Source organism: Microbacterium timonense (assembly GCF_900292075.1).
Taxonomy (GTDB): Bacteria; Actinomycetota; Actinomycetes; order Actinomycetales; family Microbacteriaceae; genus Microbacterium; species Microbacterium timonense.
In genome coordinates this window covers 886,975-904,891 of the sequence record NZ_OLMV01000001.1, presented here as the reverse complement: position 1 = coordinate 904,891, position 17,917 = coordinate 886,975, and the positions used below count along the sequence as shown (strand labels likewise).

Below are 17,917 nucleotides of genomic sequence, written 5' to 3'. Positions count from 1 at the left end.
GTGTATTTCGACAAGCTCAATATCCGGGGTGGGGGCTCAATATCCGGGGTGGGGGCTCAACGCGAGGTGGGGGCTCAGTATCCGGGGGGGGCCCCAATGAGGGCGGGTCAGCGGCCGCCGCGGGCGATCCAGGCCTCGACCTCGTCGGCGGTACGGGGGATCGCGGCGGACAGGTTGACGGGCCCGTCCGCTGTCATCAGGATGTCGTCCTCGATGCGCACCCCGATCCCGCGGTACTCCTCGGGAACGGTCAGATCGTCGATCTGGAAGTACAGGCCCGGTTCGATCGTGAACACCATGCCGGGTTCGAGGATGCCGTCGTAGTACATGTCCCGGCGAGCCTGTGCGCAGTCGTGCACGTCGATGCCGAGGTGGTGGCTCGTGCCGTGCACCATGTAGCGGCGATGCTGGCCGCCGCGGTCGGCATCCAGTGCCTCTTCGGCGCTCACCGGCAGCAGGCCCCACTCGGCCACCCGCGCGGCGATCACCTGCATGGCCGCCTCATGGATCGAGCGGAACCGCACCCCTGGCTTGGCGGCGGCGAACGCGGCATCGGCCGCCTCGCGGACCGTCTCGTACACCTTGCGCTGCACATCGGTGAAGCGGCCGCTCACCGGGAGCGTGCGCGTGATGTCGGCGGTGTAGAGGCTGTCGACCTCGACGCCCGCGTCGATGAGGATGAGGTCGCCGGGCACGACTGCGCCGTCGTTGCGCGTCCAGTGCAGGTAGCACGCGTGCGGCCCGGAGGCGGCGATCGTGTCGTAGCCCACCGCGTTCCCGTCGCTGCGCGCCCGGCGGTGGAACACGCCCTCGACGACGCGCTCGCCGCGGGGGTGCTCGATGATGGCCGGCAGATCGGCGACGATGTCGTCGAAGCCGTCCGCCGTCACCTGGACCGCCAGCTCCATCTGTCCGATCTCGTAGGCGTCCTTGATGAGGCGCAGTTCCGAGACGAACCGCGTCAGCTCTTCGTCCTCGTCGAGCACCAGATCGCCGTCGCGAGCCTCGAACTCGTCCACGTGAGCGGTGGCCAGGCCCAGATCGGCCGCCACGCCGGCCAGAGCGGGGCGTGGACCGATCCAGAACTCGCCGATCGAGGCGTCCGAGTAGAACTCACTGGTGGTGCGGTCGGCGCGCTCGCGGAAATAGAGCGTGATGTCGTGACCGCCTTCGCTGCGCGGCTCGAAGACCAGCACCGCTCCGGGCTCGGAATCGGCCGCCCACCCGGTCAGGTGCGAGAAGGCGGAGTGCGCCCGGAAGGGGTAATCGGTGTCGTTGCTGCGCTGCTTGAGTTCGCCCGCCGGGATCACCAGCCGCCGGCCGGGGAACGCGGCCGACACCGCCTCGCGCCGCGCAGCGGCGAAGGGCGCCTGCGCCCGCGCCGGGGGCGTCGATTCGGGCCGCTGCGCCCACCCGGTCGAGATGGTGTCGAGGAATCCCTGCCCGAACGGCTGGCGTCGGTTGGTGCTGGTCGACGTCGGCGTCTCGGTGGTGCTCGTGGTGCCTTCGGACGCCTCGCTGGCTGCGCTGCTCATGCGTCCAGTCTCGCACGGGCCGGCGCCCGCGGGCAGGCTCAGCCGGCCGGCTCGTACTGCACGATGAGCGGGCGGTGGTCCGAGCCCGAGTCGTCCAGCGCCCGCAGCACCAGCGACCCCGTCGCGCGCCACTGCTTCGTCGCCATGACGTGGTCGATGGGCGCCCCGAGGATCGCCGGGTACTGGGCAGACCATGTGCCGAGGGCACCGTTGCCGGTCTCGACGGCGGCGTCGCTGCAGTGTCCGAGCGTGCCGCCGTCGATGCCGAGACCGGTCATGTGGTCGACGGTGGCGTTGAAATCGCCGGCCATGATCACGTTGCCGTCTCCGCACTGATCGGACAGCCACTGCAGGTCGTCGCGCCAGCTCTGCATGTAGCTCGGGCGGGGCGCGACCGCGTGGGCCGCCACCACGATCGGACCGTCTCCCGAGACGGGCATCGCCACGGCGCTCGGAACGGTCGAGGTGTTGCTCGTTCCGTCCAGCGACGACTCGATCACCGCGTAGTCGCCGAGCTCGGGTGAGATGAGGAGAGTCGTCGAGCCGGCGTCCCACTCCGTCGACGGGTCTTCGGCATGGTGCGCCCACATGCGGTGGCCGAGATCGCGCATGGCGACGGCGACCGCAGCCCCGGTCTCGATCGTGGTCTCGGGAAGGGCGACGATGTCGGCATCCATCGCCACCGCGATCTTCGCGATGGTCTCGGGCGAGGTCGCCGGCCCCGCCGTGTTCCATGTCATCACGCGGATGCTGGAGTCGGTCTTGGCCGGAAGCGGGTCGGTGCCCAGGCCGCCGCGGGCCGAGAGGACCGCGATGTTGGCGACGGCAGCGACACCGGCGACCACCGCCAGCGCGAGGGCGAAGGCACGGATCGGCCGGGCGATCGACAGGAGCAGCAGCAGCAGTGCGGCCGCGGCGAACGCGAGCGCCAGCACGCCGCGGAACGAGATGATCTGTGCGATCGGAAAGAACCGCTCGACCCGGAAGAAACCGGGAAAGGTCAGCACGGCCGCCGCGATCGCGCACAGCACGGTGACGAGGATCCCGAGCAGGCGAAGCACGTCCCAGACTCTATGCGAGCAGGCTGGGAGATCCGTCAGCAGCCCGGGCCGTCGCCGGCGGGACGCCCGCGATACGCTCGGAGGATGCCGGGACCGCAGCGCTTCGAGGGGCCGAGCGATCTGCATCTGCATTCCGCGAACTCCGACGGCACCCAGTCGCCCGCCGAGGTGATGGCGGCCGCGCACCGGCATGGCGTGAGGACGGCAGCGCTCACCGATCACGACACCACGTCGGGCTGGGCCGAGGCCGCAGAGGCGGCGACGTCCCTCGGCATGACGTTCGTGCCCGGGATGGAGCTGTCGGCGCGCCACGAGTGGCGCAGCGTTCATGTGCTGGCGTACCTTCCCGATCCCGACGAACCCGCGCTGCGCGCCGAGACGGCGCGGATCCGCTCGTCGCGGCTCGACCGCGCGCGGCTGATGGCCGATCGCATCTCGCGCGACTACGACCTCGTCTGGGACGACATCCTCGCTCAGACCACCGACGGGGCGACCGTCGGGCGGCCGCACATCGCCGACGCCCTGGTGGCCCGGGGACTGGTGCGCGATCGCGCCGAGGCGTTCGCCGGCATCCTCAATCCCGGCGGCGACTACTACGTCGCCCTCTACGCACCCGACCCCGTCACGGCGGTCGGTCTCGTCGCGGGTGCCGGGGGAGTCCCCGTGATCGCCCACCCCGCCGGACGCGCCGGCCTGCTCCCGCGACGTCTGCTGGAGCGCATGCTGGATGCCGGATTGGCCGGGTTCGAGCTCGGCCATCGCGAGAACCGCGAACCCGCCCTCGGCACCCTGCGACGCCTGTGCGCGGAGCGCGACCTCATCATCACCGGCTCCAGCGACTACCACGGGCTGGGAAAGCCCAATCAGCCGGGCGAGAACACCACACGCGACGACATGGTCTCCCGCATCATCGCCCTGGGAACGGGAAGCGCCCCCGTCTACCCGTGAGGTGGACGAGGGCGCGTCCTCGTGAGGTGACGCCGGGGGTCCCGGCGACGTGGGTCAGCCCAGTGCCTTGGCCTTCAGCGCGTCGTACTCCGCCTGCGTGATGGTGCCGGCGTCGAGCAGGGCCTTGGCCTTGGCGATCTCGTCGGCGGCGCTGGCGGACGAGGAGCCCGCGACCGACTTGATGTACGCGTCCTGAGCCTGCTGCAGCTGCTTGGCCTCCTTCGCGCTGCGCTCGGCCATGCCGCGGCCCCGCGCGATGAGGTAGATCAGCAGCGTGAGGAAGGGGACGAAGATCAGGAAGATGATCCACACCGCCTTCCACCAGCCGTTGAGCGTGTGGTCACGGAACAGGTCGCCGATGACCGCGAAGAGCGCGAAGAGGTAGGCGACGAAGACGAAAGCCCACAGGAACCACCAGATGATGTCCCAGAACGAGCCCCAGAAGCCCTGATATTGGTAGCCGGTGTTCATGACGTCGATGAAGTGCACGATCGGCCTTTCATGATGCGAGGGGACGGCGAAGCCCGCCGCCTGCGCTCACGATAGCGCTGATCGACGCTACGCGGTGGCGCGATCTTCCCCGCGTGTCGTCAGGCGCCGGCGGCCACGCCGCCCGGCGTGCCGGAGCCTCCGCTGCGGCGCCGGCGGCGACGACGCGGCGCCGTGCGCCCGTCGTGGTGCTCCTTGCCTCCGCCGTCGTGCGTACCCGCGCCCTCGACGTCGCGCTCGCCGGTCGCCGTCCTGGCGGACTCGGACGCCTTGGTTTCGGCGGTGTCGGCCTGGAAGCTGGAGCCGACGCGCTCGGCGGACGACCCGGAACGGCGCCGCCTGCGGCGCTTGCTGGGAGCCGGAGCGCCGGCCTCGGCTTCTGCCGCGGCATCCGTCGCCCGAGCGGGCTGCACGCGCACCGCCTGCGTCTTGGGTGCTGTGGCGATGCGGCCCCGCGTTCCCTCCGGGATGTCGAGGTCGCTGTACAGGTGCGGGCTGGACGAGTACGTCTCGACCGGCTCGGGCTGACCGAACTCGAGGGCGCGGTTGATGAGCGCCCACTTGTGCAGGTCCTCCCAGTCGACGAAGGTGACCGCGATACCCGTCTTGCCGGCGCGGCCGGTGCGGCCGGCGCGGTGCAGGTAGGTCTTCTCGTCGTCGGGGATCGTGTGGTTGATGACGTGGGTGACGTCGTCGACGTCGATGCCGCGCGCGGCGACGTCGGTCGCGATCAGCACGTCCTTCTTGCCCGCCTTGAAGCCGGCCATCGAGCGCTCACGCGCCTCCTGGCTCATGTCTCCGTGGACGGCGCCGGCGTTGAAGCCGCGATCGTTGAGCTCGTCGACGAGCTTCTGCGCGGCACGCTTCGTGCGGGTGAAGATGACCGTCTTGCCGCGGCCCTCGGCCTGCAGGATGCGCGCGATGATCTCGTCCTTGTCCAGCGAGTGCGCGCGATAGACCAGGTGGCGGATGTTCGCCTGGGTGAGACCCTCGTCGGGGTCGCTGGCGCGGATGTGGATCGGGTTCGACATGAACCGGCGGGCGAGTGCGACGATCGGGCCCGGCATGGTCGCGGAGAACAGCTGCGTGTGACGGACCGCCGGGACCTTCGAGAAGATCTTCTCGATGTCGGGCAGGAAGCCCAGGTCGAGCATCTTGTCGGCTTCGTCCAGCACGACCTCGGTCGCGTTCGACAGGTCCAGCAATCGCTGGTTGTTCAGGTCGATGAGGCGGCCGGGGGTGCCCACGACGATCTGCGCACCGGCCTTGAGCTGGTCGATCTGGCCCTCGTACGCCTTGCCGCCGTAGATCGCCACGACGCTGGTCGAGCGGTTCGAGGTGAGCATGTCCATGTCCTCGTACACCTGCACCGCCAGCTCGCGGGTAGGCACGACGATGAGCGCCTTGACGCCGGGTGCCGGATCGGCGCCGAGGCGCTGGACCACGGGGATGCCGAAGCCGAAGGTCTTGCCGGTGCCCGTCTTGGCCTGTCCGATGATGTCCTGGCCGGGAAGGCCGAGGGGAATGGTCTGCTCCTGAATCGGGAACGCGTCGGTGATGCCGCGAGCCGAGAGGGTGTCGACGATGTCCTGATCGACGCCGAGTTCGGCGAAGGTCGTCACGATGTGTGCCTGTCCGGCAGTGGGATGCTGCCTGGGTTCATGCCCGGGCGCGTGCCGAGCCCGGGAGGGCCCGTGCGCGGGCGGAAGTGCGATCCACGCCCTTCTCTCCCTCAGGCGCGGGCGCCCCGATCCGACGCCGGGGCCGACACCCAAGATACCGGAGGTTGCGCGCACGGACACTTCGGCGCACGCCTCGTAGGCTTTCGTGCATGGTGAAGTGGTTCTGGCAGCGGCGTGACACGGGGCGCAGGCTGCAGCTCCGCTCGCGGGACGAGCTCAGCGGTGCCCACCGCGTCGACTTCGAGGAGCTCGCTCCCGACATCGACACCTTCCTCGGACAGGCCGCGTACCTGCAGCTCGGGTTCTTCGAGACTCTCACCGAGCTGATCCAGACCATTCCCGAGCTGTCCGAGAAGGAGGCGGTCTCCCGTGCCGCCGGCGCGGCGCTGACCAAGCACGAGGCGCTCGTCGCCCTCATCCGGGAGCGCGGCGACGATCCGACCGAGGTCATGCGCCCCTTCCGCGAGCCGCTGGACGCCTTCCGTGCCGCCACGCACGGCGTGCGTCCCCAGGAGACGCTGCTGTCGGTGCACATCACCGCCGGCATGCTGGACGACTTCTACCTCGCCCTGTCGGCCAGCTACGGCGAGACGGGGGACCGGGTCGCGCGGATCCTGCTGGCCGACTCCGACCGCCAGGCGATCGTGGAGCTGATCTCCCAGGCGATCGCCGCCGACTCGGAGTGGCGATCGCTGCTGGCGCTGTGGGGACGGCGACTGGTCGGCGACACGCTGCTCATCGCCCGAGCCGCCCTGCGGCCGGGCGATCGCGGACGGGCCGATCAGGAGAAGGTGGAACCGGTCTTCACCGAGCTGATGGCCGCGCACTCACGCCGGATGGACGCGATGGGTCTGGCCGCCTGACGGTCCGGTTCAGCCGATGCCGAGGCGCGCCTTCTCCCGGGCGTCATGAGCCACACGCACGCGCGAGACGACGATGACGACGGGATACGTCACGACGATCGGCACGACGAGGGCGGCCAGCCAGGGCCACGGCGTGTCGATGCCGACGCCCAGCCACGTCAGGATGGTCCACGCCGCACCTGCCGACACGGCGCCGACCATCGGTGCGAGCACCACGCCGCGCGTCAGGCGCTGATGCAGTTGGAAGTGGATGCCGACGCCGATGACCGCGCCGAGGATGAAGGCGAGAAGGATCTGCACGCCGTGGCTCCGCTCAGGCGACGAATCCGACGCGGCGCGACTCCTCCGAGCCGAGCTCGATGTACGCCAGGCCCGCGGTGGGCACGATGTACGAGTTGCCCTTCGCGTCGGCGAACGTGACGTGCGTCGCGCCGGCGTCCAGCGCCGCGGCGACGGACTTCTTGACGTCGGCCGCCGGCTCGTTCGTCTCGAAGTTGAGCTCGCGGCCGGTGTTCGCGATGCCGATGCGGATCTCCACGTGACTGACCTCCTGCGCGGGGCGACGGTTGCCGTTCGAAGGGTGCGGGCTCCCCGGGCGCATGGCAACTCTACGACACCGCGACGGGGCATCCGTCCGCCCGCGGAACGCTCTGGGCGAACGGCCGATGTCGGTCCCACGCGCTAGCGTCGAAGCGTGACCTCGGGGACCCTGCACGACGCGACGACGGTGCTCGACGCCGATCAGCACGCGGTCCTGACGCTCCCGGTCGACGCCTCCGGAGTCGTGGTGGGCGCTCCCGGCACCGGCAAGACGGCCACGTTGGTCTCGCGGGTCGCGTGGCTGGTCAGCGAAGGAGTGGACGCCGACGCGATCATGGTGCTCACGCCGTCGCGCCAGACCGCGACGGCATTGCGCGACCGGCTGGGGCTGGCCGTGCGGGTGGCCACGACCGGTCCACTGGCGCGGTCGGTGGCCTCCTACGCCTTCCAGGTCGTCCGCGCGCACGCCGTGGCCGTCGACGCCGAACCGCCGCAGCTGCTCACCGGCGGCGACGAGGACCAGATCATCCGCGACCTGCTCGAGGGCGACGAAGAGGACGAGGCGGCCGGCACCACCCGTTGGCCGGATTGGCTGAGCGCGGCGATCCGCGGCACGGCCGGCTTCCGCACCGAGGTGCGCACCTTCCTCGCCGAGTGCACCACGCTCGGCATCGAGCCGCGCCGGCTGCGCGAGCTCGGTGAACGGTGGGAGCTGCCGGCGTGGATCGCGCTCTCCTCGTTCTTCTCGGAGTACCTCCAGGTGCGCGACGGCATGCGCGGAGCGCACCGGGACGCGGCCGGCCTCGTCCGCGAGGCGGTCGGCATCTTGCGCACCGCGCCCGCGGGCAGCCCCGTCGCCGACCGGGTGCGCGTCGTGCTCGTCGACGATGCGCAGGAGCTCACCCTCGGGGGTGTCGAGCTGCTCGAGGCGCTGCGCGCACGGGGGGCGGCGGTGCTCGCGTTCGGCGATCCCGACGTCGGTTCCGGCTCCTTCCGCGGGGCGACACCCGAGAACTTCGCGCGGCTGGCGTCTTCGCTGGGCTCCATCCACACCCTGTCCCGACCGCATCGCGGCACGGCCTGGCAGCAGGAGCTCGTCGCGCGGGTGACGCAGCGCATCGGCGCCGTCGGGGTCGTCTCGCACCGGGGGTCGGGTCGCGGTGCAGAGCCCGACGCGTCTGTGCGCGTGCTGACCCTGCGATCGCCCGCCGAGGAGTTCGACGCCGTGGCGCGACTGCTCCGGGAGCGCCACGTGCACGACGGAGTGGCGTGGGGGAGGTGCGCGGTCATCGCGCACGACACGCGGCAGGTCTCCGCCCTCGAGACAGAGCTGTCGGCCCGTGAGGTGCCGGCGCGGGCCAGCGGGCCCGGACGCGCGCTCGGCACGCTGCGGCCGGTGGCCGACCTGCTGCGCCTGATCGAGCTCGCCGCGCGCGACGAGTGGACCTTCGACGACGTGTCGGCCGCACTGGTCGGCACATACGGGCGTCTGGATGTCATCGAGCTGCGACGTCTGCGCTCCGCGCTGCGGCACGCCGAGCTGCGCCGTGTCGTCGAGGGCGAACCCGCCGACGACGCGATCTCGGAGCGGTCGGGCCGCGATCTCGTGCTCTCCGCCATGCGACAGCCGCTCGAGTTCGACCTGATCGACACGCGGGAAGCAAGGCGTGCCGCGTCGTTGGCCCGCACCCTGGACGTGCTGCGCGGCGAGCTCGAACGCGGCGCCACAGCGCATGAGCTGCTGTGGACCGCGTGGGATCGCAGCGGCCTGGAGCCGGTGTGGTCCGAGCTCGCCCGCGGCAACGGTCCGCTCGCCGAGCAGGCGGGGCGTGACCTGGACGCCCTGGTCGCGCTGTTCCAGGCGGCCAAGCGCTTCGTCGAGCGCTCGCTGGACGCCGACCCGCGTGTGTTCGTGCGTTCGCTTCTGGACAGCGGTGTGGCCGAAGACCGTCTCGACGCACCCGCGCCCGACGACGCGGTGCGCGTGCTCACGCCGGCCGGTGCGCTCGGGCTGGAGTTCGACACGGTCATCGTGGCGGGGGTGCAAGAGGGCGTGTGGCCCAACACCCGGCTGCGCGGAAGCCTTCTCGACACCTGGCGCCTCGCGGATGCCGCGACCCGGGCCGACGACGCGGCTGCGGGCGCGTACGACCGCCGTCGCGCCGCCATGCACGACGAGCTGCGCCTGCTCGTGCGCGCCCTCTCCCGGGCGACGGCGCAGACCATCGTCACGGCCGTGGACGACGACGACACCGGTCCGAGCGTCTTGTTCGAGATGCTCCCCGATCCCGACCCGTTCGAGCTGGACCACCCGGTGTCGCTCCGCGGCCTCGTCGCCCGTCATCGCCGCACGCTGACGCTCGCCACCCGGTCCGCCGCGCGGGCGGAGGCGGCCGGTTCCGCCGGGCAGGGCGGAGGGTCCGCGGTGGGCGAGGGGGCACCGCTTCCGGCGGCCGCGCAGCGTGCGGCCCAGCAGCTCGCACTGCTGGCCGACGCGGGCGTGCCGGGTGCGGCACCGAGCCAGTGGTACGGGGTGCTGCCCCCGACGTCGGTGGGCCCCTTGCGGGACCTGACCCGCGAAGACGTGCGCGTATCGCCGTCGCGCCTGCACGCGTTGGAGGAATGCGAGCTGAACTGGGTCATCGGCGACCTCGGGGGCGATCCCGGGGGAACGACCGCCGGCCTGGGCACGATCATCCATGCGGCGCTCGAGCACGCGGCCGGACACGACGAGGCGGCACTGTGGGCCGAGGTGGAGTCGCGCTGGGGCGAGCTGAGCTTCGAAGCGGCCTGGCGGGACCGCGCGGAGCAGGCGCGGGCTCGAGATCTCGTGCGTCGCCTGCATCTCTACCTCCGCCGGTTCGAAGACGCCGGCGGCACCCTCATCGGCGCCGAGCCGCACTTCGAGGTGCCGATCGCCCTCGATCCCGACGACGGTGCGGGAGGCAGCTCCGAGCATGGCGTGGTGCTCTCCGGGTACATCGACCGGGTGGAGCTGGCACCCGACGGATCGGTCGTGATCATGGACCTGAAGACGGGCAAGCGGGAGCCGCAGACCGACGCGAAGGTGCTCGACAACCCGCAGCTGGCCGCGTATCAGCTCGCCTTCGAGTCCGGTGCCATCCCGGCCGCGAACGGCCACGCGCCGGGCGGTGCGAAGCTTCTCGTGCTGCGGCCGACCGCGTCGAAGGCCGACTACGTCACCCCGTGGCAGCCGCCCTTCGACGACGAGCGTCGCGAGGCCTTCCTCGCCCGCATTCGCGCCGCGGTGCGGGTCATGCGCGGTGAGACGTTCACCGCGCCGTACGAGGAGCACTGCCGCGACGAGCATGCCTATGGCTTGTGCCGCATCCACACCGTCGGGGCGGTGAGCGCCTCGTGACGCTCATCGAGCCACTCGCCGACGGAACGCAGCACCCGGCCGACGCGCGACTGTCGGCGCGGGTGATCGCGGCTGCGCTCGGGCAGTTCCCGCCCACCGACGAGCAGGTCGCTGTGATCGAGGCGCCGCTGGCTCCCACGCTCGTCGTGGCCGGCGCCGGGAGCGGCAAGACGGAGACGATGTCCGCGCGGGTGGTGTGGCTGGTGGCCAACGGACTGGTCCGGCGCGACGAGGTGCTCGGTCTCACCTTCACGCGCAAGGCTGCCGGCGAGCTCGCCGAGCGCATCCAGAGGCGGCTGGCACGCCTGGCCGAGTTCGAGCGGAGCGGGTTGCTGCCCGCACTGCCGGCGCTCGCGGCCGACGGGCGCCTCGACGCCTTCGGCGAGCTCGAGCGATCCGGACTCGACGGCTCGCGTGCGGGAGCCGAACGGCACCGGCTGCTCGAGGCGCTGGCGCGATCGGTCGGGGCCGTCGCACAGGAGGTCGGCGACGACGCACTGCTGCACAGGCCCACCGTGGCGACGTACAACAGCTTCGCCGACCAGATCGTGCGCGAGCACGCGGTGCGGATCGGCAGGGATGCCGAGGCGGCGGTCCTGTCGGAGTCGGCCGCCTGGCTGCTCATGCGCCGAGTGGTCTTCGCCTCGGACGACCCGCGGCTCGAGCTGCGGGGTGAGGCGGTGCGCACCATCGTCGATGCCGCGCTGCGCATCGCACGGGACGGCGTGGACAACCTCGTGGACTTCGATGAGCTCGCCGCGTTCCCGGAGCGGTTCCGGAGCGTGCAGGAGCTTCCGTCCACCAACCGCCGCACCACGGTGTACGCCGACGTCGCCGAAGCCGTCGAGAAGGTCGGCGCCCTGTCGCTTCTGGCCGACCTGGCGCGCGAGTACGCCGCCGAGAAGCGGCGACTGGGCGTGATCGACTTCTCCGACCAGGTGGCGGGCGCGCTCGAAGTGGTCGCCAGCCACCACGCCGTCGCGGAGGAGCTGCGGGATCGGTACCGTGTCGTGCTGCTGGACGAATACCAGGACACGTCCGTCGTGCAGACCGACCTCCTGGCTGCACTGTTCGCGGGCGGCGCCGTGATGGCCGTGGGCGACCCGCATCAGGCGATCTACGGGTGGCGCGGCGCGAGCGCCGGCAACCTGGGAGGCTTCGCGGCCGCCTTCGCCGGGCAGGGGGAGTGCCGGCAGTACGCCCTGCTGACGAGCTGGCGCAACAGCTCGACGGTGCTCACCGCCGCCAACGCGGTGCTCGCGCCGCTGGCGGGGTCGACGCAGGTTCGCGTGCAGGAGCTCCGTGCACGTCCCGGCGCGCCCGACGGCGAGGTCGAGCTCGGGTTCGATCCCGATCTCGACAGCGAGGCCGACCGCGTCGCCGCATGGTTCCAGCGTGTGCGCGCTGAGCGCGCGAAGAACGGCCGGAGCACGACCGGCGCCATCCTGTTCCGCAGCAAGAAGCACATGGTCCGATTCGGCGACGCCCTCGGACGGCGCGGCATTCCCCACCGCATCCTCGGCCTCGGCGGCCTGCTGTCCACCCCCGAAGTGGTCGATGTGGTGTGCGCGCTCCGAGTGATCAGCGACCCGTCGGCGGGCTCGGCCCTCATCCGCCTGCTGTCCGGCCCGCGGTGGGGGATCGGCCTTCCCGACCTGCGCGAGCTGGCCGCCCTCGCCCGCCGCTTGGCACGACACGACGCGGCCTTGCAGCCGCTGGCACCCGACGTCGTCGAGCGGATCCGGGGCAGCGCGGGCGATGACGACGGCTCCCTCGTCGACGCTCTCGACTTCGTGCTGCGGCAGCAGCCCGGTCACGGATGGCTCGCCGGGTTCACGCCCGAGGCCCGGGAACGCCTGCGCGACGCTGCCGCCGTCTTCGCCGGTCTTCGTCAGGCGGTCGGGATGCCGATCCCCGAGCTCGTGCGCCTCATCGAACTCGAACTGCGGCTGGACGTCGAGCTCGCAGCGAACGAGTCGCGCGGTCCGGCTCGCATCGCCTCGGCGCAGCTGCGCGCCTTCGTGGACGAGGTCCACGCGTTCCTGGCGGCGGACGAGACGGGATCGCTGTCGAGCCTTCTGGCCTGGCTGGATCACGCCGAGCAGCTCGACGAGTTCGCCCCGCGCACGGAGCCGCCGGAAGACGACGTGGTGCAGCTGCTGACCATCCACGGCTCGAAGGGGCTGGAGTGGGACGCGGTCGCGGTGGTGCGCATGGTGAAGGACGAGCTGCCCAGCGCGCCCCGCGACACGAAGGCGTGGCTGGGGTTCGGCGTCCTGCCGTACGCGTTCCGCGGCGATTCCGCCTGGCTCCCCGCCCTCGCCTGGCAGTCCGCGCAGACGCAGCAGGAGCTGAAAGAGGCGATCGAGGCGTTCGTCGAAGCCAACCGCGCGCGGCAGCTCGAAGAGGACCGCCGCCTGGCGTACGTCGCGGTCACCCGTGCGCGGGAACACCTGCTGCTGACGGGCGCCACCTGGTCCGGCACCAAGAGGCCGCGGGCGCGCGGCACGTTCTTCACCGAGATCGCACAGGCGTTGGGCGTCGCCCTCTCCGACGACGAAGCGGGCGACAACCCGTATGAGGGCGAGCGGCGGGTCCTGCAGTGGCCCATCGACCCGCTCGGCGCGCGGCGGGAAGCCGTCCAGACCGCCGCCGCAGCAGTCCAGGCCGCTCTCGAAGGGCCGAGGGCGGCGCTCGACCCGCAGGCAGTCCTGCTGCTGGCAGAACGAGACGCCAGACGCGCTCGGCCCGTCCGCACCGCGCCCACGCGCATCGCGGCGTCGCGCTACAAGGAGTACGCCGCGGATCTCGAGGGCACGCTGGCACGCATCGCACGGCCGCTGCCCGAGCGCCCGTTCCGCCAGACACGGCTGGGAACCCTGTTCCATGCGTGGGTGGAGCAGCGGTCGGGTCGACCCGGACTCGGCGGATCGCTCGACGACGCGCTGTGGGAGCTGGACGACGACGCACCCGGAACGACGTCGTCGGTCGAAGACGCGGCGGCGCTGGCTTCGCTGCGCGAGCGGTTCCTCCGCTCGGAGTGGGCGTCGCTTCGACCCATCGAGGTCGAGACCGAGATCGACTTCACGACCACGGGCCCTGACGGGCTCCCGCACATCGTCATCTGCAAGCTCGACGCCGTCTACCGTCGCGACGATCGCGGCGGACGCATCGAGATCGTCGACTGGAAGACCGGCGTGGCGCCTCGCACTCCCGCTGAGAAGGAGGAGCGGATGCTGCAGCTCGAGCTGTACCGCGAGGCCTATCACGCCAAGCACGGCGTGCCGCGGGAAGAGATCGACGTCGCCCTGTACTACGTCGCCGAGGATGTCATCCTGAGAGGCTGAGCGGCCCGGCGTCCGCTCGTCGTTCAGTCCGCGAGCCAGCGACGCAGAGCGGCCTCGGAGGCACGTTCGGCCTCGGCCGCGGCATCCGACCCGTCATGCGAGGCTTCCGCGTCCTCCGCGTCGACCGGCGCGCCGGGCAACCGGATGGGAGCCGTCGACACGTCGTCCGCGGCCGCCGTCGGCGCGGCGTCTGCGGCCTCCGCCGGGGCGACGTCCGGCTCCGGTGAGGGGGAGAGGTCGATCTCACCCGTCAGCCATTGCGCCAGCTCGCCCGGATCGTATGCGTCGGTCTGCATCGACGTGTCGGTCGCCGGTGCCGGCGCCCCCGGCATGCGCTCCAGAAGGGCGATCGCGTCGTCGACGTCGACCGCCGACGGTGAGACGATCTCATCGCCCGCCACGCCGGCGGCAAGCGACTCCAGGAGCTCGACGGCATCGGCGACGATATCGTCGCGGTCGGAGTCATGCCCGTGCACCAGCCACTTGGCGAACTCGAGCTCCGCGTACAGGCGAGCCCGGTCGCGCACCCGCGCGTCGGGGGCGCGACCGCTGTCGGCCACATACGCGGCGTACACGTCGTCGGCGGCGTCGGGTGCCGACGCCAGCCACTGCAGGTCGGTCGCCGGGTCTCCGACCGAGAGTCCGTGCCAATCCAGCAGCCCGGTCACCGTGGGCACGCCGTGGAGATCTTCGAACAGGAACGATGCCGCGCCGGCTCCGCCGAGCACCACCGCGGACTCGAACTGCCACAGCTCATCGGCATCCACCGCCCGCTGCCAGCGGCCGGCGAGGGTGACGGGCAGGCGCCGGGTGGCCACCGCTCGATCGATCAGGCGCGTGATGTCGGCCCGCACCTGCTGCGGCGTGCGCGCCGGGAGTCCCTCGGCGCGCACGATCGAGTGGGGAAGCGCATGAAGGGCCGCCAGGGCCGCGCCCAGCGAGGTCGCAGCCCCCCGACCGGGAGGCAGATGCGCCGCGTCGACCCGATAGCCGGGGAGGAAATCGACCACGACGACACGGCTGTCACCCAGTCCCGCCTCTCCGAGGAGCTCGGGAGCACGGAACGGGAGAAGGCCGCGTACGCCCGGGGTCAGCGCGCGCAGTGCGCGTACTTCGGCGGCCAGCTCCGACGCCGACGACGAGTCCGCGGGAACGCGGACGACGACACGCCGGCCGTCGTCGAGGTCCGCCACCGCCGTGTCGTACCGGCCGGTCGCGCCCTCGGTGAGGGCACCGACCCCGACCACCGCGACCCGCGGAAGAGCCGACGTGACGGACGCGGCTAGAGTGAGGGGTGAGCGTGCCATGTGCCCAGGGTAGGTCGGTCGCGCTCGTCCGTCCCCGCGCCACGCCCGGCCCTGATCGACGAAGCGGAGCATGTTCGATGACGGCGCCCGACAGCACGAGCCACCCGCAGCCGTCCCGCTCCGGTCTGGACCGTGCGGCTGAGGAACGGCTGACCCCAGGGCTCATCGACGCCGCCCGATCGGATGCCGCCACGCGTGTTCTCGTGATCGCCGGCGACGCCGCGCCGCTCGCCGCGCCCGACGCGCTGCTGTGGCGCTCTCCGGACGATGTGCCCGACGGCGGCCAGTGGGCGTTCCTCGGTCGCGACGAGGATCGTTCGGCTCTGCTGGCAGCGGTGTTCCCGGCGCAGGAGACCGATCTGTTCGAGGCTCCCGCAGGCTGGGCGGGACTGCGGCGCGTGGGGGGAACGCTGTCGGTGCACGACGGCGCCGCCTTCGTGACGGGTCTGAGTCTCGGCCGGTGGCTGCTGGACGCGCCCTTCTGTCCCGCCTGCGGGTCGCAGACGCTGCTCGGTGAAGCCGGATGGTCCCGCCGGTGCCCGTCGTGCGGACGACAGCACTTTCCCCGTACCGATCCCGCCGTGATCGTGGCGATCACCAGCGCGTCCGATCCGGACCTGCTGCTGCTGGGCTCGAACGCACTGTGGGGACCTGAGCGCTACTCGTGCTTCGCCGGCTTCGTGGAGGCGGGCGAGTCGCTCGAGTCCGCGGTGCGGCGCGAGGTGCGCGAAGAGTCGGGCGTCGAGGTCGGCACCGTGTCGTACCGCGGGTCGCAGGCCTGGCCGTACCCGCGCTCCCTCATGCTCGGGTTCCTCGCCGTTGCGGTGGACGATGACGCGGCGCACGCCGACGGGGAGGAGATCGCCGCGGTGCGGTGGTTCACGCGCGACGAGATCGGCCGCGCTCTCGCCGGCGAAGGCGACGTCGTGCTGCCGGGGACCGCGTCGATCGCGCATCGTCTCATCGCCGACTGGCACGCGGGGCGATCGTGAGCGCCGGAGCCCTGGCCGGGCTGGACGAGCGCCAGCTCGAGGCCGCGACCGCGCTGCGCGGCCCGGTCGTCGTGCTCGCCGGCGCGGGCACGGGCAAGACGCGTGTCATCACGCACCGCATCGCCCACGGGGTCGAGACCGGCGCGTACTCGCCGGGACGCGTCATGGCGGTGACCTTCACGACGAAGGCGGCCGGTGAGATGCGCGGTCGTCTGCGCGCCATGGGCGTGGGCGGCGTGTCGGCGCGCACCTTCCACGCCGCCGCGCTCGCGCAGCTCAACTTCTTCTGGCCGACGCTGGCGGGCGACAGCGCCCCCGGCATCGTCGACAACAAGGTGCGCCTGCTGGCGCACGCCGCCGACGGGATCGGCCTGGATCCGGATGTCGCGACACTGCGCGATGTCGCCTCCGAGATCGAATGGCGCAAGGTGTCGATGCTGAGCATCGACGGCTACGCCGCGGCACGCCCTGCCGGGGTGGGCAGGCTCGGCGTGGACCATGTCGTCGCGCTGCAGCACGCGTACGAGAAGCTCAAGGACGAGCGCCGTCAGCTGGACTTCGAAGACGTCCTGCTGGCCTGCGCGGGAATGCTCGAGGCCGAGCCGCAGGTGGCCAAGGCCGTTCGCGAGCAGTACCGGCACTTCACCGTCGACGAGTTCCAGGATGTCTCACCGCTGCAGAACCGGCTGCTTGAGCTGTGGCTCGGCGACCGGCGCGACATCTGCGTCGTCGGCGACGCCAGCCAGACGATCTACTCGTTCGCCGGTGCCGACGCGCGGTTCCTGCTGGAGTTCGAGAGGCGCTACGAGGGGGCCCGGGTCATCAGGCTCGAGACGAACTACCGGTCGGAGGCGCCGATCCTCGAGGTCGCGAACGAGCTGATGCGCGGACGACCCGGCGCGCTCCGGCTGGAGGCGGCCGTGCGCGATGACCGAACGGAACCGGTCATCCCGACGGTGACCGCCTACCAGGACGATCGCGCCGAGGCGCGCGCGGTCGCCACGCGCATCGCGCAGCAGATCGCCGAGGGCGCCGACCCTCGCCACATCGCCGTCCTGTACCGCGCGCACGCCCAGTCCGCGGAGGTGGTCGCCGCGCTGGCGGACGCCGGTGTCGCCACGACCGTCCTCGGCGGCCGCCGCTTCTTCGACATGCCGGAGGTGCGCCAGGCCGTGATGGAGCTGCGCGCCGCCTCGGTCGCCCCGATCGAGAGCGGCTTCGTCGACACGGTGCGCGACATCCTCCGCTCCCGGGGTCTGACAGATGAACCGCCGAAGGCCGGTGGCGCACTGCGCGACGCCTGGGAGGCACGCGCGGCGCTGCTGCGCCTGGCACAGGAGGCCCCACCCGGCACGACGCTGCGCTCCTTCACCGACGAACTCACCGCGCGCGCCAAGGCGCATGATGAGCCCGCACTGCGCACCGTCACGCTGGCCACCCTGCACGCCGCGAAGGGGCTCGAGTGGGACCACGTGCACCTCATCGGGGTGGCGGAGGGGCTGCTCCCCATCTCGTACGCCACCACATTCGAGCAGGTCGACGAGGAGCGGCGGCTGGCGTACGTGGGCATCACGCGGGCCGGGCGAACCCTGTCGCTGACGTGGTCGCGGGGCGTACGGGAACGGCAGCCGTCGAGGTTCCTCCGAGAGATCGGCAGCGGCACTCTGCGTGAGGGCGGTGCGAGCGGACGGTCCGGTGCAGGGAGCCGGCGCGCAGCGCCACCGAACGCGTCCGCGACCCGTGGGGGATCCGCGCGCGCTCCGCGATGAGA

The 17,917-nt window shown here is 71.8% G+C and carries 13 protein-coding genes; 6 read left to right on the top strand and 7 right to left on the bottom strand.

The window, feature by feature from the left end:
- Nucleotides 1-107 precede the first annotated feature (107 nt).
- Together C9992_RS04350 and C9992_RS04345 are read right to left on the bottom strand one after the other, a co-directional pair.
- Nucleotides 108-1,535, bottom strand: coding sequence for an aminopeptidase P family protein (locus C9992_RS04350; RefSeq protein ID WP_106814311.1), 1,428 nt, complete (start codon nt 1,533-1,535; stop codon nt 108-110).
- A gap of 38 nt (nt 1,536-1,573) precedes the next feature.
- Nucleotides 1,574-2,596, bottom strand: coding sequence for an endonuclease/exonuclease/phosphatase family protein (locus C9992_RS04345; protein ID WP_106814310.1), 1,023 nt, complete (start codon nt 2,594-2,596; stop codon nt 1,574-1,576).
- A gap of 84 nt (nt 2,597-2,680) precedes the next feature.
- Here C9992_RS04345 and C9992_RS04340 point away from each other — a divergent pair, with 84 nt between their 5' ends.
- Nucleotides 2,681-3,544, top strand: a complete 864-nt coding sequence (locus C9992_RS04340) for a PHP domain-containing protein (protein ID WP_106814309.1) — start codon at nt 2,681-2,683, stop codon at nt 3,542-3,544.
- 54 nt (nt 3,545-3,598) lie between these two features.
- Here the strand turns inward: C9992_RS04340 and C9992_RS04335 are convergent, their stop codons facing one another.
- Nucleotides 3,599-4,015, bottom strand: a complete 417-nt coding sequence (locus tag C9992_RS04335) for an SHOCT domain-containing protein (protein WP_106814635.1) — start codon at nt 4,013-4,015, stop codon at nt 3,599-3,601.
- Nucleotides 4,016-4,134: 119 nt separating this feature from the next.
- Nucleotides 4,135-5,655, bottom strand: coding sequence for a DEAD/DEAH box helicase (locus C9992_RS04330; protein WP_106814308.1), 1,521 nt, complete (start codon nt 5,653-5,655; stop codon nt 4,135-4,137).
- 209 nt (nt 5,656-5,864) lie between these two features.
- Between C9992_RS04330 and C9992_RS04325 the strand changes: the two genes are divergently transcribed.
- Complete coding sequence (locus C9992_RS04325; protein ID WP_106814307.1) at nt 5,865-6,578, top strand: ferritin-like fold-containing protein; 714 nt, start codon at nt 5,865-5,867, stop codon at nt 6,576-6,578.
- A gap of 9 nt (nt 6,579-6,587) precedes the next feature.
- On the opposite strand, the gene C9992_RS04320 is transcribed toward C9992_RS04325, so the two are convergent.
- Together C9992_RS04320 and C9992_RS04315 are read right to left on the bottom strand one after the other, a co-directional pair.
- Entirely contained in the window at nt 6,588-6,878 is a 291-nt protein-coding gene (locus C9992_RS04320; protein ID WP_106814306.1) for a hypothetical protein, read from the bottom strand.
- A gap of 13 nt (nt 6,879-6,891) precedes the next feature.
- A complete protein-coding gene (locus C9992_RS04315) occupies nt 6,892-7,116 on the bottom strand; it encodes a DUF3107 domain-containing protein (RefSeq protein ID WP_045296833.1) in 225 nt (74 codons plus the stop codon).
- 156 nt (nt 7,117-7,272) lie between these two features.
- Between C9992_RS04315 and C9992_RS04310 the strand changes: the two genes are divergently transcribed.
- Together C9992_RS04310 and C9992_RS04305 are read left to right on the top strand one after the other, a co-directional pair.
- On the top strand, nt 7,273-10,500 hold the full coding sequence (locus C9992_RS04310; protein ID WP_235007973.1) for an ATP-dependent helicase: 3,228 nt from the start codon (nt 7,273-7,275) through the stop codon (nt 10,498-10,500).
- Entirely contained in the window at nt 10,497-13,847 is a 3,351-nt protein-coding gene (locus C9992_RS04305) for an ATP-dependent DNA helicase (RefSeq protein WP_235007971.1), read from the top strand. Before C9992_RS04310 ends, C9992_RS04305 begins: the two co-directional genes overlap by 4 nt.
- 23 nt (nt 13,848-13,870) lie before the next feature.
- Here the strand turns inward: C9992_RS04305 and C9992_RS04300 are convergent, their stop codons facing one another.
- Nucleotides 13,871-15,154 (bottom strand): phosphotransferase, encoded by a 1,284-nt coding sequence (locus tag C9992_RS04300; RefSeq protein ID WP_106814305.1) that lies wholly within the window; start codon nt 15,152-15,154, stop codon nt 13,871-13,873.
- A 77-nt stretch (nt 15,155-15,231) separates the two neighbouring features.
- Between C9992_RS04300 and nudC the strand changes: the two genes are divergently transcribed.
- Together nudC and C9992_RS04290 are read left to right on the top strand one after the other, a co-directional pair.
- Nucleotides 15,232-16,146 (top strand): NAD(+) diphosphatase, encoded by a 915-nt coding sequence (gene nudC, locus C9992_RS04295; protein WP_106814304.1) that lies wholly within the window; start codon nt 15,232-15,234, stop codon nt 16,144-16,146.
- Nucleotides 16,143-17,915, top strand: coding sequence for an ATP-dependent helicase (locus C9992_RS04290; protein WP_106814303.1), 1,773 nt, complete (start codon nt 16,143-16,145; stop codon nt 17,913-17,915). Before nudC ends, C9992_RS04290 begins: the two co-directional genes overlap by 4 nt.
- The last annotated feature ends 2 nt before the right edge of the window (nt 17,916-17,917 follow it).